The sequence below is a fragment of the Salinibacterium sp. PAMC 21357 genome, from assembly GCF_000247645.1.
Classification (GTDB): Bacteria; Actinomycetota; Actinomycetes; order Actinomycetales; family Microbacteriaceae; genus Rhodoglobus.
Genome location: NZ_AHWA01000004.1, coordinates 774,029 through 789,409 on the forward strand (window position 1 = coordinate 774,029; position 15,381 = coordinate 789,409).

22 protein-coding genes are annotated in these 15,381 nt (G+C 63.4%); 13 read left to right on the forward strand and 9 right to left on the reverse strand.

The window, feature by feature from the left end; genetic code table 11:
* Window positions 1-34: 34 nt before the first annotated feature.
* Complete coding sequence (locus ON14_RS07015) at window positions 35-472, reverse strand: hypothetical protein (RefSeq protein ID WP_010204106.1); 438 nt, start codon at window positions 470-472, stop codon at window positions 35-37.
* Window positions 469-840 (reverse strand): sterol carrier family protein, encoded by a 372-nt coding sequence (locus ON14_RS07020; RefSeq protein WP_010204107.1) that lies wholly within the window; start codon window positions 838-840, stop codon window positions 469-471. Before ON14_RS07020 ends, ON14_RS07015 begins: the two co-directional genes overlap by 4 nt.
* Window positions 841-887: 47 nt before the next feature.
* Here ON14_RS07020 and purD point away from each other — a divergent pair, with 47 nt between their 5' ends.
* From purD to ON14_RS07035, 3 genes are all read left to right on the forward strand, one after another.
* Complete coding sequence (purD, locus tag ON14_RS07025) at window positions 888-2,138, forward strand: phosphoribosylamine--glycine ligase (protein ID WP_026037580.1); 1,251 nt, start codon at window positions 888-890, stop codon at window positions 2,136-2,138.
* A gap of 62 nt (window positions 2,139-2,200) precedes the next feature.
* The gene (locus ON14_RS07030; protein WP_026037581.1) at window positions 2,201-3,076 is read left to right on the forward strand and encodes a phosphoribosylaminoimidazolesuccinocarboxamide synthase; all 876 of its coding nucleotides are present in this window, start codon (window positions 2,201-2,203) and stop codon (window positions 3,074-3,076) included.
* Window positions 3,077-3,105: 29 nt separating this feature from the next.
* Complete coding sequence (locus ON14_RS07035) at window positions 3,106-3,651, forward strand: pyridoxamine 5'-phosphate oxidase family protein (protein WP_010204110.1); 546 nt, start codon at window positions 3,106-3,108, stop codon at window positions 3,649-3,651.
* Window positions 3,652-3,879: 228 nt separating this feature from the next.
* On the opposite strand, the gene ON14_RS07040 is transcribed toward ON14_RS07035, so the two are convergent.
* Window positions 3,880-4,362, reverse strand: coding sequence for a GNAT family N-acetyltransferase (locus ON14_RS07040; protein WP_026037582.1), 483 nt, complete (start codon window positions 4,360-4,362; stop codon window positions 3,880-3,882).
* A gap of 149 nt (window positions 4,363-4,511) precedes the next feature.
* On the opposite strand from ON14_RS07040, the gene ON14_RS07045 reads away from it, so the two are divergent.
* Entirely contained in the window at window positions 4,512-4,982 is a 471-nt protein-coding gene (locus tag ON14_RS07045; protein ID WP_010204112.1) for a GNAT family N-acetyltransferase, read from the forward strand.
* Between the two features lie 45 nt (window positions 4,983-5,027).
* Here ON14_RS07045 and ON14_RS07050 read toward each other — a convergent pair whose 3' ends face one another.
* Window positions 5,028-5,501: a small multi-drug export protein gene (locus ON14_RS07050; RefSeq protein ID WP_010204113.1), complete on the reverse strand. Its 474-nt coding sequence runs from the start codon at window positions 5,499-5,501 to the stop codon at window positions 5,028-5,030.
* A gap of 177 nt (window positions 5,502-5,678) precedes the next feature.
* Between ON14_RS07050 and ON14_RS07055 the strand changes: the two genes are divergently transcribed.
* Together ON14_RS07055 and ON14_RS07060 are read left to right on the forward strand one after the other, a co-directional pair.
* Window positions 5,679-6,884 carry a sensor histidine kinase gene (locus ON14_RS07055; protein WP_010204114.1) on the forward strand — a complete coding sequence of 402 codons (1,206 nt, stop codon included), beginning with the start codon at window positions 5,679-5,681 and terminating at the stop codon, window positions 6,882-6,884.
* Entirely contained in the window at window positions 6,881-7,540 is a 660-nt protein-coding gene (locus tag ON14_RS07060; protein ID WP_010204120.1) for a response regulator transcription factor, read from the forward strand. Before ON14_RS07055 ends, ON14_RS07060 begins: the two co-directional genes overlap by 4 nt.
* Here the strand turns inward: ON14_RS07060 and ON14_RS07065 are convergent.
* From ON14_RS07065 to ON14_RS07075, 3 genes are all read right to left on the reverse strand, one after another.
* Window positions 7,537-7,884, reverse strand: a complete 348-nt coding sequence (locus tag ON14_RS07065; protein ID WP_141629965.1) for a hypothetical protein — start codon at window positions 7,882-7,884, stop codon at window positions 7,537-7,539. The two genes, ON14_RS07060 and ON14_RS07065, sit on opposite strands and share 4 nt — an antisense overlap.
* 66 nt (window positions 7,885-7,950) lie before the next feature.
* On the reverse strand, window positions 7,951-8,598 hold the full coding sequence (locus ON14_RS07070; protein ID WP_202800917.1) for a DUF4166 domain-containing protein: 648 nt from the start codon (window positions 8,596-8,598) through the stop codon (window positions 7,951-7,953).
* Entirely contained in the window at window positions 8,529-9,017 is a 489-nt protein-coding gene (locus ON14_RS07075; protein WP_010204125.1) for a MarR family winged helix-turn-helix transcriptional regulator, read from the reverse strand. Before ON14_RS07075 ends, ON14_RS07070 begins: the two co-directional genes overlap by 70 nt.
* A 60-nt stretch (window positions 9,018-9,077) precedes the next feature.
* On the opposite strand from ON14_RS07075, the gene ON14_RS07080 reads away from it, so the two are divergent.
* The 3 genes from ON14_RS07080 (at window position 9,078) to ON14_RS07090 (ending at window position 10,078) form a co-directional block, all read left to right on the forward strand.
* The gene (locus ON14_RS07080) at window positions 9,078-9,446 is read left to right on the forward strand and encodes a VOC family protein (protein ID WP_010204126.1); all 369 of its coding nucleotides are present in this window, start codon (window positions 9,078-9,080) and stop codon (window positions 9,444-9,446) included.
* Window positions 9,447-9,566: 120 nt separating this feature from the next.
* Window positions 9,567-9,866: a hypothetical protein gene (locus tag ON14_RS07085; protein WP_010204127.1), complete on the forward strand. Its 300-nt coding sequence runs from the start codon at window positions 9,567-9,569 to the stop codon at window positions 9,864-9,866.
* On the forward strand, window positions 9,863-10,078 hold the full coding sequence (locus tag ON14_RS07090; RefSeq protein WP_010204129.1) for a hypothetical protein: 216 nt from the start codon (window positions 9,863-9,865) through the stop codon (window positions 10,076-10,078). The genes ON14_RS07085 and ON14_RS07090 overlap by 4 nt, the downstream gene beginning before the upstream one ends.
* Window positions 10,079-10,187: 109 nt before the next feature.
* Here the strand turns inward: ON14_RS07090 and ON14_RS07095 are convergent, their stop codons facing one another.
* The gene (locus ON14_RS07095) at window positions 10,188-11,840 is read right to left on the reverse strand and encodes a molybdopterin-dependent oxidoreductase (RefSeq protein ID WP_010204132.1); all 1,653 of its coding nucleotides are present in this window, start codon (window positions 11,838-11,840) and stop codon (window positions 10,188-10,190) included.
* Window positions 11,841-12,055: 215 nt separating this feature from the next.
* On the opposite strand from ON14_RS07095, the gene ON14_RS07100 reads away from it, so the two are divergent.
* Genes ON14_RS07100 through ON14_RS16145 form a run of 4 tightly spaced genes read left to right on the forward strand, consistent with a single transcriptional unit; the run spans window position 12,056 to window position 14,235 of the window.
* Window positions 12,056-12,274, forward strand: coding sequence for a helix-turn-helix domain-containing protein (locus ON14_RS07100; RefSeq protein ID WP_010204134.1), 219 nt, complete (start codon window positions 12,056-12,058; stop codon window positions 12,272-12,274).
* Window positions 12,267-12,728, forward strand: a complete 462-nt coding sequence (locus tag ON14_RS07105; RefSeq protein ID WP_010204135.1) for a Clp protease N-terminal domain-containing protein — start codon at window positions 12,267-12,269, stop codon at window positions 12,726-12,728. The genes ON14_RS07100 and ON14_RS07105 overlap by 8 nt, the downstream gene beginning before the upstream one ends.
* Before the next feature lie 20 nt (window positions 12,729-12,748).
* Window positions 12,749-13,192 carry a cytidine deaminase family protein gene (locus ON14_RS07110; RefSeq protein WP_010204136.1) on the forward strand — a complete coding sequence of 148 codons (444 nt, stop codon included), beginning with the start codon at window positions 12,749-12,751 and terminating at the stop codon, window positions 13,190-13,192.
* Window positions 13,189-14,235, forward strand: coding sequence for a tetratricopeptide repeat protein (locus tag ON14_RS16145; RefSeq protein ID WP_010204138.1), 1,047 nt, complete (start codon window positions 13,189-13,191; stop codon window positions 14,233-14,235). The genes ON14_RS07110 and ON14_RS16145 overlap by 4 nt, the downstream gene beginning before the upstream one ends.
* 41 nt (window positions 14,236-14,276) lie before the next feature.
* On the opposite strand, the gene ON14_RS07125 is transcribed toward ON14_RS16145, so the two are convergent.
* On the reverse strand, window positions 14,277-15,272 hold the full coding sequence (locus ON14_RS07125; RefSeq protein WP_010204139.1) for a hypothetical protein: 996 nt from the start codon (window positions 15,270-15,272) through the stop codon (window positions 14,277-14,279).
* Between the last annotated feature and the right edge of the window lie 109 nt (window positions 15,273-15,381).

Sequence of the window (15,381 nt, forward strand, 5' to 3'; positions counted from 1 at the left end):
GGCTCGGGCCGCGGTGACATAGCCGCCGACCGAGCTAGTTCTCGAGGGTGCCTTCGTAGGCTTCTGGCTCGACAGTTTCGTGTTCGACCGTTGCCGCACGTGCGCGACGAATTGAGACACGGTCAAGGATGAGCACGACGAGTGCCCCCAGCGCGACACCAGCGGGAACGCCAAAAAGACTGAAGTAGCCGAAGAGTGCCCCGAACCCGACAACGGGGTCGACCGGGAATGACATCGTGAGAATGAACGTCACGATCGCCCCAACGCCACCACCGATGATCAGGAACGGCCCGAACTTGGGGGCGCGGCGAATTCTTACGTCGCCAGACTCCACCGAGCTAATGAGCGCGGGTGAGCGAAGCTGGGCGGCCTGGGGCTGCGCGGCATGCTCAGCCTGCTCGGCCTGCGAAATCTGCTGCTCAGGCTGCTGCGGTTCGGATGCCGCTGGCTCGTGTTCTGGCGTAATACTCACGGGACTATTCTCTCCCACGTCAGCGGCAAGTATTCGCTGAGGTCGGCACGCGACCCCGAGGCGCTGATATCTCCGGAGTCGAGGGCCTCGGCCCACTCTCGCGTTCCGGTGGCCAGCGCAATCCAGGTGGCGGCATCCATCTCAACAACATTGGGCGGGGTGCCGCGGGTGTGGTTGGGCCCTTCGATAGCTTGAACGGCGCCGTAGGGCGGAACCCGCACCTCGACGGAGTTGCCTTCGGCATCGCGCCCCAATACCTGCAAGAGGTAGCGAACTGCGGTGGCCGTCGCATCGCGATCGGCTCGACCATCGTTAACCATTCGGATGCTTGCTTCGCCAGCAATTGCGGCAATCTTCAGCTGCGCCATACCTAAACGCTAGCAAGGAACACTGAACGCTTGGTTAGGCTGTGCTTGTGCGAATTCTTGTTCTTGGATCCGGTGCCCGCGAGCACGCCATCGTTACGTCTCTTCTCAGCGAGGAGGAGGCGCACGAAATAACGGCTGCGCCCGGCAACGCCGGCATTGCGTCAGTCGTTGAGACGGTGGCGCTCGACCCCACACGCGGAAGCGTTGTGACCGAGTACGCCCTCGACAACGACATTGAGTTGGTCATCATCGGGCCAGAGGCTCCGCTCGTTGCTGGGGTTGCTGATGATCTGCGCCGCCGCGGCATTGCCGTGTTCGGCCCGGGCAAGGCTGCCGCTGCACTTGAGGGCAGCAAGACGTTTGCGAAGCGCATCATGGATGCCGCCAACGTGCCGACGGGTCGTGCCCACCGGGCGGGCTCGATGGAAGAGGCCCTCGAGGCTCTCGACGAGTTCGGTGCCCCTTATGTCGTGAAGGCCGATGGTCTGGCGGCAGGTAAGGGCGTTCTCGTGACGGGCGACCGCAATGCGGCCGTCGACCACGCGAAGTATTGGCTGGGCCAGGGCAGCGTGCTTATCGAAGAATACCTCGCGGGTGAAGAGGTTTCTCTCTTCTTGCTCAGCGATGGCCACAACGTTGTTCCGCTCTCACCGGCGCAGGATTACAAGCTTGCCTATGACGGCGACAACGGCCCCAACACTGGCGGAATGGGTGCCTACTCCCCGCTCAATTGGCTGCCAGACAACTTTGTTGATGAAGTGATCGACACCATCGCGATCCCCACGATCCGTCAGCTCGCTGCGGAACAAACCCCTTTTATCGGCCTCCTCTACTGCGGGCTCATTGTCACGAAGGACGGCATCCGCGTTATCGAGTTCAACGCCCGTTTCGGTGACCCCGAGACTCAGGTTGTCTTGCCTCGCCTCGTGACGCCGCTGAGCTCGCTGCTCTATGCGGCCGCTACCGGCGGTCTGCCCGACCATGCAACGCCCGTCTTCACCGACGATGTTGCAGTGACGGTTGTGCTGGCCAGCGAGGGCTACCCCGAGAACCCAAAGATTGGTCGCCCCATTACTGGTTTGGATGCGGCACTCGCCGTTCCCGGAATCACTATCGCCCATGCGGCCACCGCCAAAAAGGGGGATGAGTTTGTCGCTACTGGCGGACGCGTGCTCAGCGTTGTCGCCACCGGCGCAACTTTCGCCATCGCCCGCGAACGCGCCTATGAAGCACTCGGCCACATCACGCTTGAGGGCGGCCATTACCGCACCGATATCGCACTTCGTGTTGCCCAGTGAGTGACACCGTGAACGACGCTGCTGGTGCGGATGCTGGGTCGGGTGCGGCTGCGGATGCTGCTGTGAACGATGCCGCGAGCGCCTGGACGTTGACGTATTCCGGAAAAGTCCGCGATCTGTATGTCCGGGCCGACGAGCCACAGCTTGTACTCATGGTTGCCAGTGATCGGGTCAGCGCGTTTGACCATGTGCTTGAGCCGGGCATCCCCGGCAAGGGTGCTTTACTGACGCAGTTGAGCAAGTGGTGGTTCGCGCAGTTGTCGGACATGCCCAATCATTTGGCGGATGCCGCTGGCGGCGTGAATCTCGACGTAGAGGCCCCCGCGGAACTCGCAGACCGGTCGATGATTGTGAAGCGGCTAGAGATGTATCCGGTGGAGTGCGTCGTTCGCGGCTACCTGTCGGGCAGTGGCTGGCTGGAGTATCAGGAATCGCAGAGCGTGTGCGGAATCGCGCTGCCCGCAGGTTTGAGCGATGGCGACCGCCTGCCCGATCCCATTTACACGCCGGCGTGGAAAGCGCCAATGGGTGAGCACGACGAGAACATCAGCTTTGAGCGCACCGTCGAACTCGTCGGTGCTGAGGTTGCAACTGCGCTTCGGGATGCTTCGCTCGACATCTTCGCCAGGGCCTCCGCCATTGCAGAAACTCGTGGCGTGATTCTCGCTGACACCAAGTTCGAGTTCGGCGCTGACCCCGAGACCGGTGCTCTTGTGCTGGCCGACGAGGTTCTGACGAGCGACTCGAGTCGTTACTGGGATGCCGAACTCTATGCCGCCGGCGGCCCTAGCCGGCTGGCAAGTTTCGACAAGCAAATCGTGCGCAACTGGCTTATCGAGAACTGGGACAAGCAGGGCGTTCCGCCCGAGCTGCCGGCCGAGATCGTCGAGCAGACAGCTGCGCGCTATCGCGAGTTGATTGAGCGGCTTACGGCGTAGTTGAGCGATACTGACGATAAAGTCGGGCCATGGGCAAACTCTTCGACAGCATTGACGACAGCCTGAAAACGTGGGTTGAAGCGCAACCATTGTGGTTCGTTTCCACTGCCCCGCTCTCGACTGACGGCCACGTCAACATGTCACCGCGGGGCCACGATTCGTTTTCGGTGCTGGGCCCCAATTCTGTGGGGTGGGTCGACTACACGGGCAGTGGAGTCGAGACTATTGCGCACCTGCGAGAAAACGGCCGCGTCTGCGTCATGTTCCTGTCATTCGAGGAGCGGCCCCGCATCGTGCGGTTTCACGGCACCGGGAGCGTCCATCTTCCCGGTGATGCAACCTTCGACGATGTCGTGGCGCGACATCCGGAACACCCCAGCACCCGTGCCGTAATCACCGTCGACGTCACGAGAATTAGCGACTCCTGCGGATGGGGAGTGCCCCTCATGCAGATGACCGGCGAACGCGATCTTCTCCGACTGCAAGCAGAGAAAAAGGGGCCGGCGGGACTGGCTGATTATCGTGCTGAGAAAAACACTCTGAGCATCGATGGGCTTCCGGGGCTCGCCTCGTAGGTGCTCTCGTAGGCGTTCGCGCCCACGGCGTTAGGTGTCGACAGGCCCCGCTGGCGTGATCGGAGTTCGCCACGATCATCGCGAGGCGGAACGGCGGATTATGCGGAAGGCGCTGATCTAGCCGTGAAATGAAGCAGGCCCCTGATCCCTCAGGGGCCGCGCCCGGTAGCCGGAGCATCCGGGTGGTTGTGACTCGATGCTAGTCCGCGCGGCTACCCCGCGCGAGCCTTAGAGCGCAGGCAATCGCAGCAGCATCGTGTCGGAGTCACCGGAGCGACCGACCACCTGAAACCCGAGTCGCGAATACAACGAGCGGGCGTGGTTGCCATCTTCCACGCTCAGGCTGATGCCGGCCACGCCTCTCGCTGTGGCTTCCGCGAGGAGTTGCTCGAGAAGCCCCGAGCCGACGCCTTGGCCGCGAAATCCCTCGAACGTCGTGATGCTCAGCTCGGGGATGGCCGCATCGACGAAACCGTAGCCGGGGTGCTCTGCGGAAAAGAAGACCAGCCAGGCGACGGCGCGGGTGACACCGTCAGCTTCATCCAGCATCCCGAAGTCGGTTCCGCTCGGGAAGCCAGAATAGTAGTGCGCGAGTTCTGCTGACTGGTCGAGGTCGTCGAAGCTGAAACGCGGCCCACACCAGTTCATGTTGGCCAGCGTTGCCTCTCTCAGAAGCGGTCGGTCAGCTTCAGTCAGGAGGCGGGTCGGCATTCGCCCAGTGTAGGACGCTGACACTCGGCTTGCCACGACGAGGACCCGAGAAAGCACAGCTTTTTACTTAGGTTGACGTTGGCGACTTGATGCGCTTGTGCCGAGGGTCGTGCCACAGTACTCACACGACGACCGTCCTTCGCGACCCAGTGCCTGCCGACGCCGGCGCTCTCGCTCAATTGCATGTCGCGAGCTGGCGGGAAGCGTATTCGCACCTGCTGCCGGAGGACTTCTTCACCGCCGAGTTTCTGGCCAAGCGACAGAAGATGTGGGATCACATTCTCAATAGTCCGAGCGAGGAGTTGAGCATCCAGCTCGCTGAGCACGCTGGCTCGATCATCGGATTCGCCTGCGTTCAGCGCACCACCTCGACCAAACAAACCGGGTCATCGGACGATACCGAATTTAACGCGATCTATGTCTTGGAAGCACACCATGGCAGCGGCGTGGGCCAGGCCTTGCTCGACGCGACCTTGGGCCACTCTCCCGCATCACTCTGGGTAGCCAAGAACAATCCTCGCGCTGAAGCCTTTTACCGCTGCAATGGCTTCGAGCTCAATGGAGCTGAAGACATCGACCCTGCGACGCCCCTGTTCATCGGCGTTCGGACGGTGCGCTAGCGTCACGGGCATCCGATCTTAAAGGCGGCCCGTGACGCTTCGGCATTAGCGCAGAGCGGTGATCCCGAAGGTGGCGAGCACACCGAAGGCGACGCCCCAGATGATGATCGAGATGATTTGCCACTGGATCACGGCGTTGCGCGAAGCACCGAATGAAACCATCGCCGCCGAGGTGATCTGGCTGGGCAGCAGGGTTTGGCCGAGAAGGCTGACTCCGACAACCCCGTAGCGGTCGAAACGCTCGCGCAGTTTCTGGCGACGCGGCGTTTCCGGCTTGGGCTCACGACCCGCCGCCACCTTGGCGCGAACCCGGTGGGCGACGAACACGAAGATCAGCATCGAGATCACGTTTCCGACGATCGCAGCGATGATCGCCACGACCGGATTCACGCCGGCGACAATCCCGATCACCGAGCCGCCATACGACTCCACGTACGGGATCGCCGCGATCAACATCACGCCCACCCACTGCAGCAGTTCGGGGAGTCCAGAAGTGAAAGAGGTGAAAGCGTCGTACATGAGGTGCCTTTCGTGAGGTGATGACGTGAATCGCCCGGCTCGTCATCGGCTGGGGTGCCGGGGATGATTCAATCTTCGCTGCGGCTGACGCGGCCCGGCAGTGTCGCCGTGTCACGGCATCCGCAGCACTTTCGCACCCGCGACCATGACAAATGTCACTGCTCTACGCTGGAGGCCATGCCTGCCTCGACTGCCCTTGCGCCTGTTCGCGGAGTGCGCGCCACTTGGAACTACACGCTCGGCTCTATTGTGTTCTTCTACGTCGTCTTGAACGCGGTCGTGGTGCTAAATCTGTTGGCGGTTCTCGCGCTCAACCGCTCACCGGTCGACGCGCTTCTTATCGCGCTCACTCTGGTTGCGGCTGCGGCCCAGATACGCGGATGCTGGTTCCTGCGCACGGGTCGCGGAGAGGGCATCCCGAACGCTGTCTGGCTGATTACGTTGGTGGCGCCCGCCGCTGCAGTGTGGGCGATAGGGCTTTTCCGGCCTGAGGTCGGGTTCTTGGCAGCAGTTCCGCTCTGGATGGCCGCCTGCGTGATCGCGCCTCTCTTTCCTCGACGCCAACGCTGGAGCCTCTTGGCGGGCGGGCTCGCAGTATCGATCGCCCACCCCGTGCTCGCGGCCGCCATTTTTGGCAACCCCGTCAGCGCCGAATCGACTGCCGATGCCTGGCTCGTGCTTTTCTACGGGCTACTCCTGCCACTCATGGTGCTGTCTGGCCTCTGGTGGTGGGATGTCGTTGTCACCCTCGACCGCCTGCGCACGAGTGCCGCCGCCCTTGCGGTCGCCGAGGAACGACTACGTTTCGCCTCTGACCTGCACGACATTCAGGGGCATCATTTGCAGGTAATTGCGCTCAAGTCTGAGTTGGCCGAACGGATGCTCGCCATCGACCCTGAAGCCGCCCGCGAACACATTCATGAGACGCGGATGATCGCCAAGCAGGCCATGGAAGAGACTCGCTCACTCGTGGCCGGGTATCGAGAAGTCGAGCTCGGCAACGAGTTGGAGAACGCGCGCGAAGTACTGACCGCAGCAGGCGCCGCGTGCGAGCTCCGCGTCGGCGAGCTGCCAGCGCACGCCGATGCGCGCCGCGTGCTCGGGTTGGTCGTGCGAGAAGCAACCACGAACATCCTGCGTCACAGCGAAGCGACTCAGGTGTCGATTCACCTCGACGCCACTGACACAGAAAGCACTCTCGCGATCAGCAACGACGCAGTGCAGAGCGGTGTCTCGTCGAGCGGTACTCCCGGCAGCGGGCTCGCCGGCTTGCGGGATCGGGTTGCCGCGCTTGAGGGCGAACTTGTGGCCGCGGTTGACCCCAGCGGAGAACGCTTCGAGTTGAGCGTGCGGATTCCGGCCCGTGCGGGAGCAGAGGCATGAGCGAGGCTGGCATGAGCGAAATTGGCGTGACTGAAACCCCAGCCCCGGCCCGCGTCATCCGCCTCCTGATCGCCGACGACGAGCATCTCATTCGCGGCGCCCTCAGCGCGCTGCTGAATCTTGAGCCCGACATCGAGGTCGTCGCGAGCGTCGACAACGGTGTGGCCGCGGCCGAGCAAGCCCTTGAGCTGCAACCGGATGTCTGCCTGCTCGATCTCGAAATGCCCCAGGCCGACGGGATTGAGGCGGCCACGCGCATCCTCTCGACCGTCGCGACGAAGGTGGTTATCGTGACCCGTCACGCGCGCCCCGGTGTGCTGCGTCGCGCTCTCGCCGCGCGCGTCTCAGGCTTCGTTCCCAAGTCGACGCCTGCCGAAGATTTGGCCACCGTGATTCGGGATGTCGTGGCCGGCAAACGCTACATCGATGCCGAAATAGCGGCGACAGCCCTCACCGCCGAACGCTGCCCCCTCACCGACCGCGAACTAGACGCTCTGCGGTTCAGCCGCTCCACGATGAGCGTGCAAGAGATCGCCGACGCACTGCACCTCGCACCCGGGACTGTGCGCAACTATCTGTCCTCGGCGATGACGAAGCTCGACGCGCAGTCACGGCACGACGCCGCCGACAAGGCCTGGCAGCAGGGGTGGATTTAGCGGGGTTCCTCGGCGGCAGGGGCGACCTCTGAACGCGAGAACGTGAGCGCCCAGGACTGCTCGCCCTGGGCGGTCTCGACCCAGCCATCCGCTTCGATCTCGTGGCGAAGCTTCGCCAAGGTCTCCGCCATGCGGGGCGCGTAAGCGGCATCCGGGTTCATCGGATCGAACATGTGATTCGACGAGAACGAGCCACTCGTATAGCGGGTTTCGCCGCCGACGCGACCGATAAAGCGCAGCGTTTGGTTCGGGACACCGGTGCTGAGCGTGGTGAGCATACGTGCCAAGCCGGAGATCTCTACTTCCTCGATCTCGATCTGAAGCGACTCGCGCTGTGGGCTCATGAGTCCCATAGTGCGCCTGAAGTGCGCCTTTGTAAACGGGGTCAGCGAGGGAACTCAGAGGTAGAGCTATCTGTAGCCGTAAGTGAAGTGCCCGGCGTAGCGGAACCAATCACCGAGCAGCGGGGTGGTGAGCCGGACATCCACGTGCTGACGGCTATCGGCCCACGATTCGGCGACCGTGACGGTGGCGAGTGCGGGGATGCGGAGGCGCAGGCCAGCGAGGTGAAGCCACTGGCGGCCGGAACGCAACTGCATGCGGCCATCTGTGACGGTGAGCACCATGCGCACTTCGAACCCACCTTGCCGACCAAGAAAGTCGTGCAGGTGACCGTCGACGACGCGCATCTCATCCTGGAGAACACGGTCACGACCAGCGAAGTGGAAGGTGCGCACGGCGCCAAGGGCACCATCCGCAGTAGGCGTATTGACGACGTCAAAGGGCACATCGCGGGCATATTCCGGAAATAGGATGCGTTGCCACGCCATAAACGCCAGCACGGGTTTCAGGATGCGCAGCGGCGAGCCGGCAATCTCGAACAACCCGCTGCCGACGCCGACGCGCTGACCGCCGTCGAAGTAGGGGCGAAGCTCCGGTGCTAGCTCGTCGAGTTCGGCGCCGAGCACGCGCCGGTAGACCGAGGCGCTCACGATTTCGCCGGCGATCCGGCCGGGCGGGCGGCGGATTCCGGTTGCTCGCGCAACGAACTTACGCACCGCGAGAGGAGATCCCCCAGCATCGCTTGCTCGCCTGCGTTGAGGGTTAGCTTCATCCGGTCTTCCACTTCTTTGACTGCCGCGCTGGCGGCGGCCAGCTGACGTCGACCACTGGCGGTGAGCTCAACCGGGAGCACCCGACCAGCGACAGGCCGTTCGGGGCGGGTGACGAAACCGTCGCGCTCGAGAGCTTGCAGCAGCACGTTCATCGCTTGGCGCGTAACGAAGGCCCCGCGGGCAAGTTCAGAGTTTGAGAGGCCGGGGCGTTGGGCCAACAGTTCGAGGCAGGAGTAGTGCGTGATGTTCATCCCGAGCGGACGCAGCACCGCTTCCATCGCAGACCGCAGAGCGCTGGAGGCCTCCTTGAGGAGGTACCCCAGCGAGGTTTCGAGATCGATTCCGGCCGACTGTTGCGTCATGTCAATATTCTGACATAGAGTGTGCGGTGTCAACTAATTGACATGCACCCAAGGAGAACAATGACCACCGCATTCGGCCCCGGCTTCATCTCACTTCAGGTTCGCGATCTTGACGCCGCCGGCGCCTTCTACGAAAAGTATCTCGGTCTGACCCGCCAGCTAGGCCCGCCCCATGCGATCGTTTTCGGCACCACCCCGGCCGCATTCGCCGTGCGTTCTGCCGCCCCCGGCGTTGACCTCGACTCCGTCACGCAGCTCGGGCTGGGTGTCGGCATCTGGATGCACGCTGCCGACGCCCAAGGCATCCACGACACCCTCGCTGCCGACGGTGTCACGATCACCTCGCCTCCCGTCGACGGCCCGTTCGGTCGCACCTTCACGTTCGCCGACCTCGACGGCTACAACATCACGCTGCACGACCGCGCCTAGCGGGCAGGGGCGCGGCAGAACACCGAGCTCCGCCCCCCCTCCCCTCCCCAACGAATTCACCGACGCTCTGAAACTGAGCGACCCTTGCTTATCAAATTCCGGCGTGATTCAATCGTAAGCATGTATCTCCTTGGCTGGGCCTTAGCGATCGTGGGCGCCGCACTGCTCCTCTGGTCGATCGCTGCAACTGTCCGCTCAAATAGCACCACGCGCATCCCCTACTGGACACGTCCAGAAGTGATCCCTCGAGGCTCGCTCATCACGCGCAGCCTGGGCGTCGGGTTGATCATCTTCGGGGTCGTCATCACGATATCGCCGGGCGGCTATTGGATTTCCGCCCTCGTGGTCCTCCTGTTTCTTCCGGGCCTCATCATGATCCCTTTGCACAATCGCAGGGTTGCTCGAAGTTATCCCCAGTGAAGGGCGAACCCATGGGCCATGGCCCGTATGAAGAGTTTCAGGCGGTGGCTTCCCACTGGGATCTCGTTGGATTGCACAGTGAGCTCTCCGCGATCCTTGAGGCCGCACCAGACGACCTGCGCCCTGCCGTGCCCTCACGGCTACGGCATGCGCTGCACTGGTTTCTTGAGTCTTACGGCACCGAGCCGATCGATACGGATAACTGCAACTGAGTTTCTCGCTATAGCTACTCGCCCGGGCGAATATGCACACGCGCGCTTCCCCGTTGCTGGGCGCAGTTATTGCTACAGCGTCGGATCGACTGGCACTAGGAGCGAGCAGCTACGAGACCTGCACCCCAACACGGTGCCAGCCCTCGGCACCGTCGGGTACGACGGGCACGGGGTCTCCCGATTGGGTAGTGCCGCCTGCATCCGTCGCGCGTGATTCGATGATGTGGCTGCCACTGGTGGCTTCCCACGGGTACACCCACTGCACCCACGTGTCGGCGGAGATTGCGGTCGCCAGCTCGGCAGCCTGCCACTCGCCGCCGTCGATGCGAACTTCGACGCCGGTGATTCCCGTGTGCGGAGCCCAGGCGACACCCGCGACAGCGACGCTGCCTGCCGTGACCGTGGCACTTGAGCTCGGCACGTCGATGCGTGACTGAGTCTTGACGGGGCCCTTGGCCGACCAACCACGGTCAGTCCAGTAGGCGGTGGCGTCGGCGAAACGTGTGACTTGCATTTCAACAACCCATTTGGTCGCCGACACGTAGCCATAGAGACCGGGAACGACCATCCGCACCGGAAAGCCGTGCTGTTGCGGAAGCGGTTCGCCGTTCATCCCGACCGCCAGAATGCTCTCGCGATTCTCGTCTTGCAGCGCTTCGAGCGGCGTGCTCGCGGTGAAGCCATCGATGCTGCGCGAAAGCACCATGTCGGCGCCGGCCAGCGGCTTCGCCTTCGCCAGCAGATCCCGGATGGGGTAGCCGAGCCACATCGCGTTGCCCACGAGGTTGCCGCCGACCACGTTCGATACGCACGAGAGCGTTGCGGCGGTCTCGACGAGGGGAAGTTCGAGCAGTTCGGCGAACGAAATTTCGATCTCGTTCTCGACCATTCCGGTGATGCGCAGTCGCCACTCCTCCGCATCGACGTTAGGAACGACGAGGGCGGTATCGATGCGGTAGAAGTTGGAGTTCGGAGTGATGACGGATGAGATACCGGGCACATCGAGACTCGCGCCGGCCGGAATGGGTGGGGCGGCAACCGCGGGCGCGGGCAACTTCAGCGCTGTGCGAACTGCGTCGACGACGGAAGCGCTGGCGTTGACGACGCGGGCGCCGACTCCCACGAGCACCGCACCAGCGGAGGCGACGCCGACGATGCGCAGAAAGTCACGTCGCGAGGCGGCCGGCACACGAGTGGGAGTGGCGGATGACCGTTGGGCGCTAGCAGCGCGCGCGGCCGCTGCTGTTCCGGCGGGCGTCGTGGCCGGTGCGACCGGGGCAGAAATCACCCAGCGGCGCAACCGAATCATCGTGATGCGCAACACGAGTACACCAGCAACCACTCCGAGAACGGTGGGCATTGGCCAGCTTGCGGACGCTTGGGCGCGGGTCGTGACCGCGATCGTCGCGACGACGCCGATGAAGACGAGCAGGATGACACCCCAGCTGGGCCGCGCATACTCCACGAGGCCAACTGCCACAGCAAGAATGAGCACCAAGAGCCCCACGCAGAGCAACAGCACGATCTTGTCGTTGGTGCCGAAGAGCGCGATCGTGAGGTCTTTCAGCCACGCCGGTGCGAGGTCGATCACGAGCGAGCCGACGGCAAGCACTGGGCTGCTGGCGGGCGAGATGAATACGGCGAAGAACTCGGCAACGGCGAGCACGACGGCGGCGCTGAGCACGCCCAGAAGAGCCGACCAGTTGCGGATGCGTTTGACGCTGAGGGCGGCGGGCGGTGCAGTCTTCGTCGCGGAGGTCACAGGCGAATCGCTTCTTCCTTAGTAAGACGAGAGACCGTAGGTCTAGACGCCGGGCTGGAGTTCACCCCTCCATTTCCAGAACCGCGGAAACGGGAGGTCTAACCCAGAGTAGACGCGGCGCCTGTGCGCACGGCGGTGCGGTTCGAAATGAGTCAAACACGTAAGATGTGTCAGTTTTACTTGACAACAGCCCAGCGTCAAGTGAAACTGACACCATGGAATCAGTGAATCTGGGCGAACAACTCCGCACCGCTAGCTCCGCGACCGGACTGCGTGCCGTCGGGGCTCTTCACCGCCTCGCGGAACACGTCGAAGCGACCCATGTTGCGCAGGCCCGCCGCGACGGCTGGTCGTGGGAGCAAATTGGCGATGCACTCGGCGTCACGCGACAGTCCGTCCACCTCAAATACGGAAAGCAGGGACACAATGTTTGAGAAGTTGGCACAATCTGCGAGAACCACCGTCGAGGATGCCCGGCACGAGGCAGCGCGGCGGGGCGACCGGCGCCTCGGCACCGACCACCTTCTGCTGGCTCTGCTGCACGAAGAGGAGCTCGCTCGAGCCGTTGGAGTCGACGCTGCGAGCGCCGCGGAAGCCGCGAATGAGCTTGACCGAGAGGCCCTGACGGCGATCGGGCTCGACCTCGGCACGTTCCGCCCGACGGCACACGCCGCCGCGTCGAAACGAGTCCCCCTGACCGCCGGCGCTAAAGCCGTTCTTCAAGAGACTCTCGTCCGCGCCGCCGCCGAAAAGGCGCGAACAGTGACGTCGCGCCACATCTTGCTCGCGCTGCTCGACCGCCGCGAGCCTGACTCGGCGGCTGCCCTGCTCACCGCGCTGGCAGTTGACCGCCAAGCTACACGCGACCGACTGAGCACTCTCGGTTAGCATCGGCCTACGATGGCGGGATGGTCTCTCCTCTCCCTCCTTCCGCTCGGCCGCTCGATGAGGTCGAGAATTCCCTTGTCGAACTTGCGCGCCAGACCATCGACGCGACCACGGATGCCGGGCCAGGCGAAGACGGAATCCACACGATGGGCGCGGCGGTGCGAGCATCTGATGGCCGCACTTTCACGGGAGTGAACCTGTTCCACTTCACCGGCGGCCCCTGTGCCGAACTCGTCGCACTGGGCGCCGCTCGCGCTGGCGGGGCGACCAGGGTGACGCACATTGTGGCCGTCGGCAATCATGGCCGTGGCGTCAAAAGCCCGTGCGGCCGCGACCGACAAATTCTCGCCGACCACTACAGCGACGTGCGCGTGATTGTGCCCACGCCGCAAGGGGTCATGAGCGTGCTGGCGGCAGAGCTGCTGCCACTGAGCTTCGACTACACAGCGGAGCAGAGCTCATGAGCACCGACCACAACAATGTCGCCAAAAACTCTGGCGGTGTGGATGCCGAGCTCGACCGCATTTTTGCCGCACGCGACCGCGACGACATGGCACCGACAATCAGCGCATTGCTTCCGCTGCGCGAACAACACCCCCATAACCCGCGAGTGCTGTACGAGCTTGCAGGCGCTTACGACACGGCGGGCGACGAGACTGCAGCCGTTGACCTCTATGAGCGAGCCATGGCGGCTGGTCTCGACGGGGACATCCGCCGCCGTTGTTACCTGCAATATGGCAGCACCCTGCGCAACCTCGAACGAATCGACGAGTCGGTTGCCGTGTTTGCGCGCGCCCGGCAAGAGTTTCCGCAGTCGGTATCGCTTGGCGTTTTCGAAGCGCTGACATTTCATGCTGCCGGGCGTCCGAGCGCAGCATTGGCGAGCGCCCTCTCCCTCCTCGCAGAACATCTTCACAGCGATGAAATCGAACGCTACAAGCCAGCAATTCGCGGCAACGCCGAATATTTGGCCTCACTCGACGAGACTGAAACACACGCTGTCCGCGGTCGCCCCGACCTTCCCGCGACGCAAGTGACCGTCCGCCCCATGACCACGAGCGAGTTCGACGCGTGGCAGCACGCAACAACGGCAGAGTTCGCCGCCGAGCAAGTCGCAATCGGGCGCTGGCCGCTCGAAGGTTCGGTCGAGCGGGCGATCGCAGACAACGCCTCACTCCTGCCGCACGGCATCAGCACTCCGCGCATGCTGTTCCTGCAGGGAACGGATGCCGACGGCGCAACGGTGGGGCACGCGTGGGTCAGCCTCGACCACCCGCAAGGGTCACCCGACTTGGCCTATCTGTTCGACATCCAAGTGGTGGAAGAGCGCCGCGGAGCGGGCTTTGGTCGCGCGCTTCTGGCTGCGGTCGAAGCTGCTGTGTTGGATGCTGGGGTGCCAGCACTCGAGCTGAACGTGTTCGGGCACAACACCCCGGCAGTCTCGCTGTATGGGTCTTCGGGCTACTCCGTCACCACGCAGCAGATGCGCAAGACCCTTCGGTCGTAATATACGAACCCGCCCGACCTGGTCGCTTTCACAGCGACCGCCTAGCGCACAGTTGCCGATCGGCGTTGCATGAGCACACTAACCAGCACAGCGACTGCTGCCGCGACCATGAGCGGCGGCACGACAATTTCTGGCATCGTCGCTGCTTGCCGAAGTACCCCGAGCCCGGCGCTGGCCATCTCTGGGAGGTCGTTTGCATACACCCGACTCCCGGCGGCATGGCTGATGGCCGTTGTTAGGGCCGGCACGATCCAGAGCAATCCGAAGCTGACGAGCACAGCGATTACGCGCCCCACCGAGCGGATGCCGCACCATCCCACCGCAAGCCCGACCAGGATGGCCGGAACCCACCGCAGTACACTCGCCGCCCAGCGCCGAAAGTCTCCTACCGCCCCAAACTGCTGGTTGGTGAGCGGATGCGCGAGCTCACCCAACCACGGCGCCAACGCGACCGCGGCCATCGCGTAGCCGATCAGCGCGCCCGCATGGGGAGCCCGAGCGATCAACCAAAACACGGCAATCCCCACCAGCATCGCGAGTACCGCAACCCCGGTAACCGCCGCGAGGTAGAACGTTGCCGCACTACGATCTTGCAGCCCGCCCTGCACGACAACATAGGTTTGCACGATCGCGCCAAGTTGCACCACGATGAGCGAGAGGAACATCACCAGAACACCGCGCCGCGGCATCCGGGATCGCAACAGGCGTGCGAGAAGCCCGGCGACCGCAGCCCCAACCACCATCAGCCCAATCTCGGTGGTCAACGCATATTGGCTGAACGGCAGCAACACGAACGGCATTTCATCAGGCGCTGTCTCGAGCGCCCACAAGTTTTGGAGCGGTAGACGCAAGCCCTGAAGCAGCCACGGCAGCAGGCCGACAAGAGCCGCGCCCACACCGAGGAGGGCGCTCATCCACACAGTCAATCGACGACTAGCGGATGACTCACCCGCCGTCGCCGCAGAACGATCCACCTCCGCAGCCCTCGTCATTGTGTCTGGCTGCTCGGCCGGGATTTCGCTCGCATTGTCGTCCACAACGGTCAGTCTATGAACGTGTACCGCAAGACGGAAGGGCACCGGTGAGAAATCTTCGACACAGCGCAGGGTGGCCAACGCGGCACATTCACAGGGAGGAATAGTGCGT

What these genes read in the sequence shown, in the direction of transcription:
- ON14_RS07020 (WP_010204107.1), bottom strand. Translation starts at nt 840, where the DNA reads ATGGCGCAGCTGAAGATTGCCGCAATTGCTGGCGAAGCAAGCATCCGA.
- ON14_RS07035 (WP_010204110.1), top strand. Translation starts at nt 3,106, where the DNA reads ATGGGCAAACTCTTCGACAGCATTGACGACAGCCTGAAAACGTGGGTT.
- ON14_RS07040 (WP_026037582.1), bottom strand. Translation starts at nt 4,362, where the DNA reads ATGCCGACCCGCCTCCTGACTGAAGCTGACCGACCGCTTCTGAGAGAG.
- ON14_RS07050 (WP_010204113.1), bottom strand. Translation starts at nt 5,501, where the DNA reads ATGTACGACGCTTTCACCTCTTTCACTTCTGGACTCCCCGAACTGCTG.
- ON14_RS07055 (WP_010204114.1), top strand. Translation starts at nt 5,679, where the DNA reads ATGCCTGCCTCGACTGCCCTTGCGCCTGTTCGCGGAGTGCGCGCCACT.
- ON14_RS07060 (WP_010204120.1), top strand. Translation starts at nt 6,881, where the DNA reads ATGAGCGAGGCTGGCATGAGCGAAATTGGCGTGACTGAAACCCCAGCC.
- ON14_RS07065 (WP_141629965.1), bottom strand. Translation starts at nt 7,884, where the DNA reads ATGAGCCCACAGCGCGAGTCGCTTCAGATCGAGATCGAGGAAGTAGAG.
- ON14_RS07075 (WP_010204125.1), bottom strand. Translation starts at nt 9,017, where the DNA reads ATGACGCAACAGTCGGCCGGAATCGATCTCGAAACCTCGCTGGGGTAC.
- ON14_RS07080 (WP_010204126.1), top strand. Translation starts at nt 9,078, where the DNA reads ATGACCACCGCATTCGGCCCCGGCTTCATCTCACTTCAGGTTCGCGAT.
- ON14_RS07085 (WP_010204127.1), top strand. Translation starts at nt 9,567, where the DNA reads ATGTATCTCCTTGGCTGGGCCTTAGCGATCGTGGGCGCCGCACTGCTC.
- ON14_RS07100 (WP_010204134.1), top strand. Translation starts at nt 12,056, where the DNA reads ATGGAATCAGTGAATCTGGGCGAACAACTCCGCACCGCTAGCTCCGCG.
- ON14_RS07105 (WP_010204135.1), top strand. Translation starts at nt 12,267, where the DNA reads ATGTTTGAGAAGTTGGCACAATCTGCGAGAACCACCGTCGAGGATGCC.
- ON14_RS07110 (WP_010204136.1), top strand. Translation starts at nt 12,749, where the DNA reads ATGGTCTCTCCTCTCCCTCCTTCCGCTCGGCCGCTCGATGAGGTCGAG.
- ON14_RS16145 (WP_010204138.1), top strand. Translation starts at nt 13,189, where the DNA reads ATGAGCACCGACCACAACAATGTCGCCAAAAACTCTGGCGGTGTGGAT.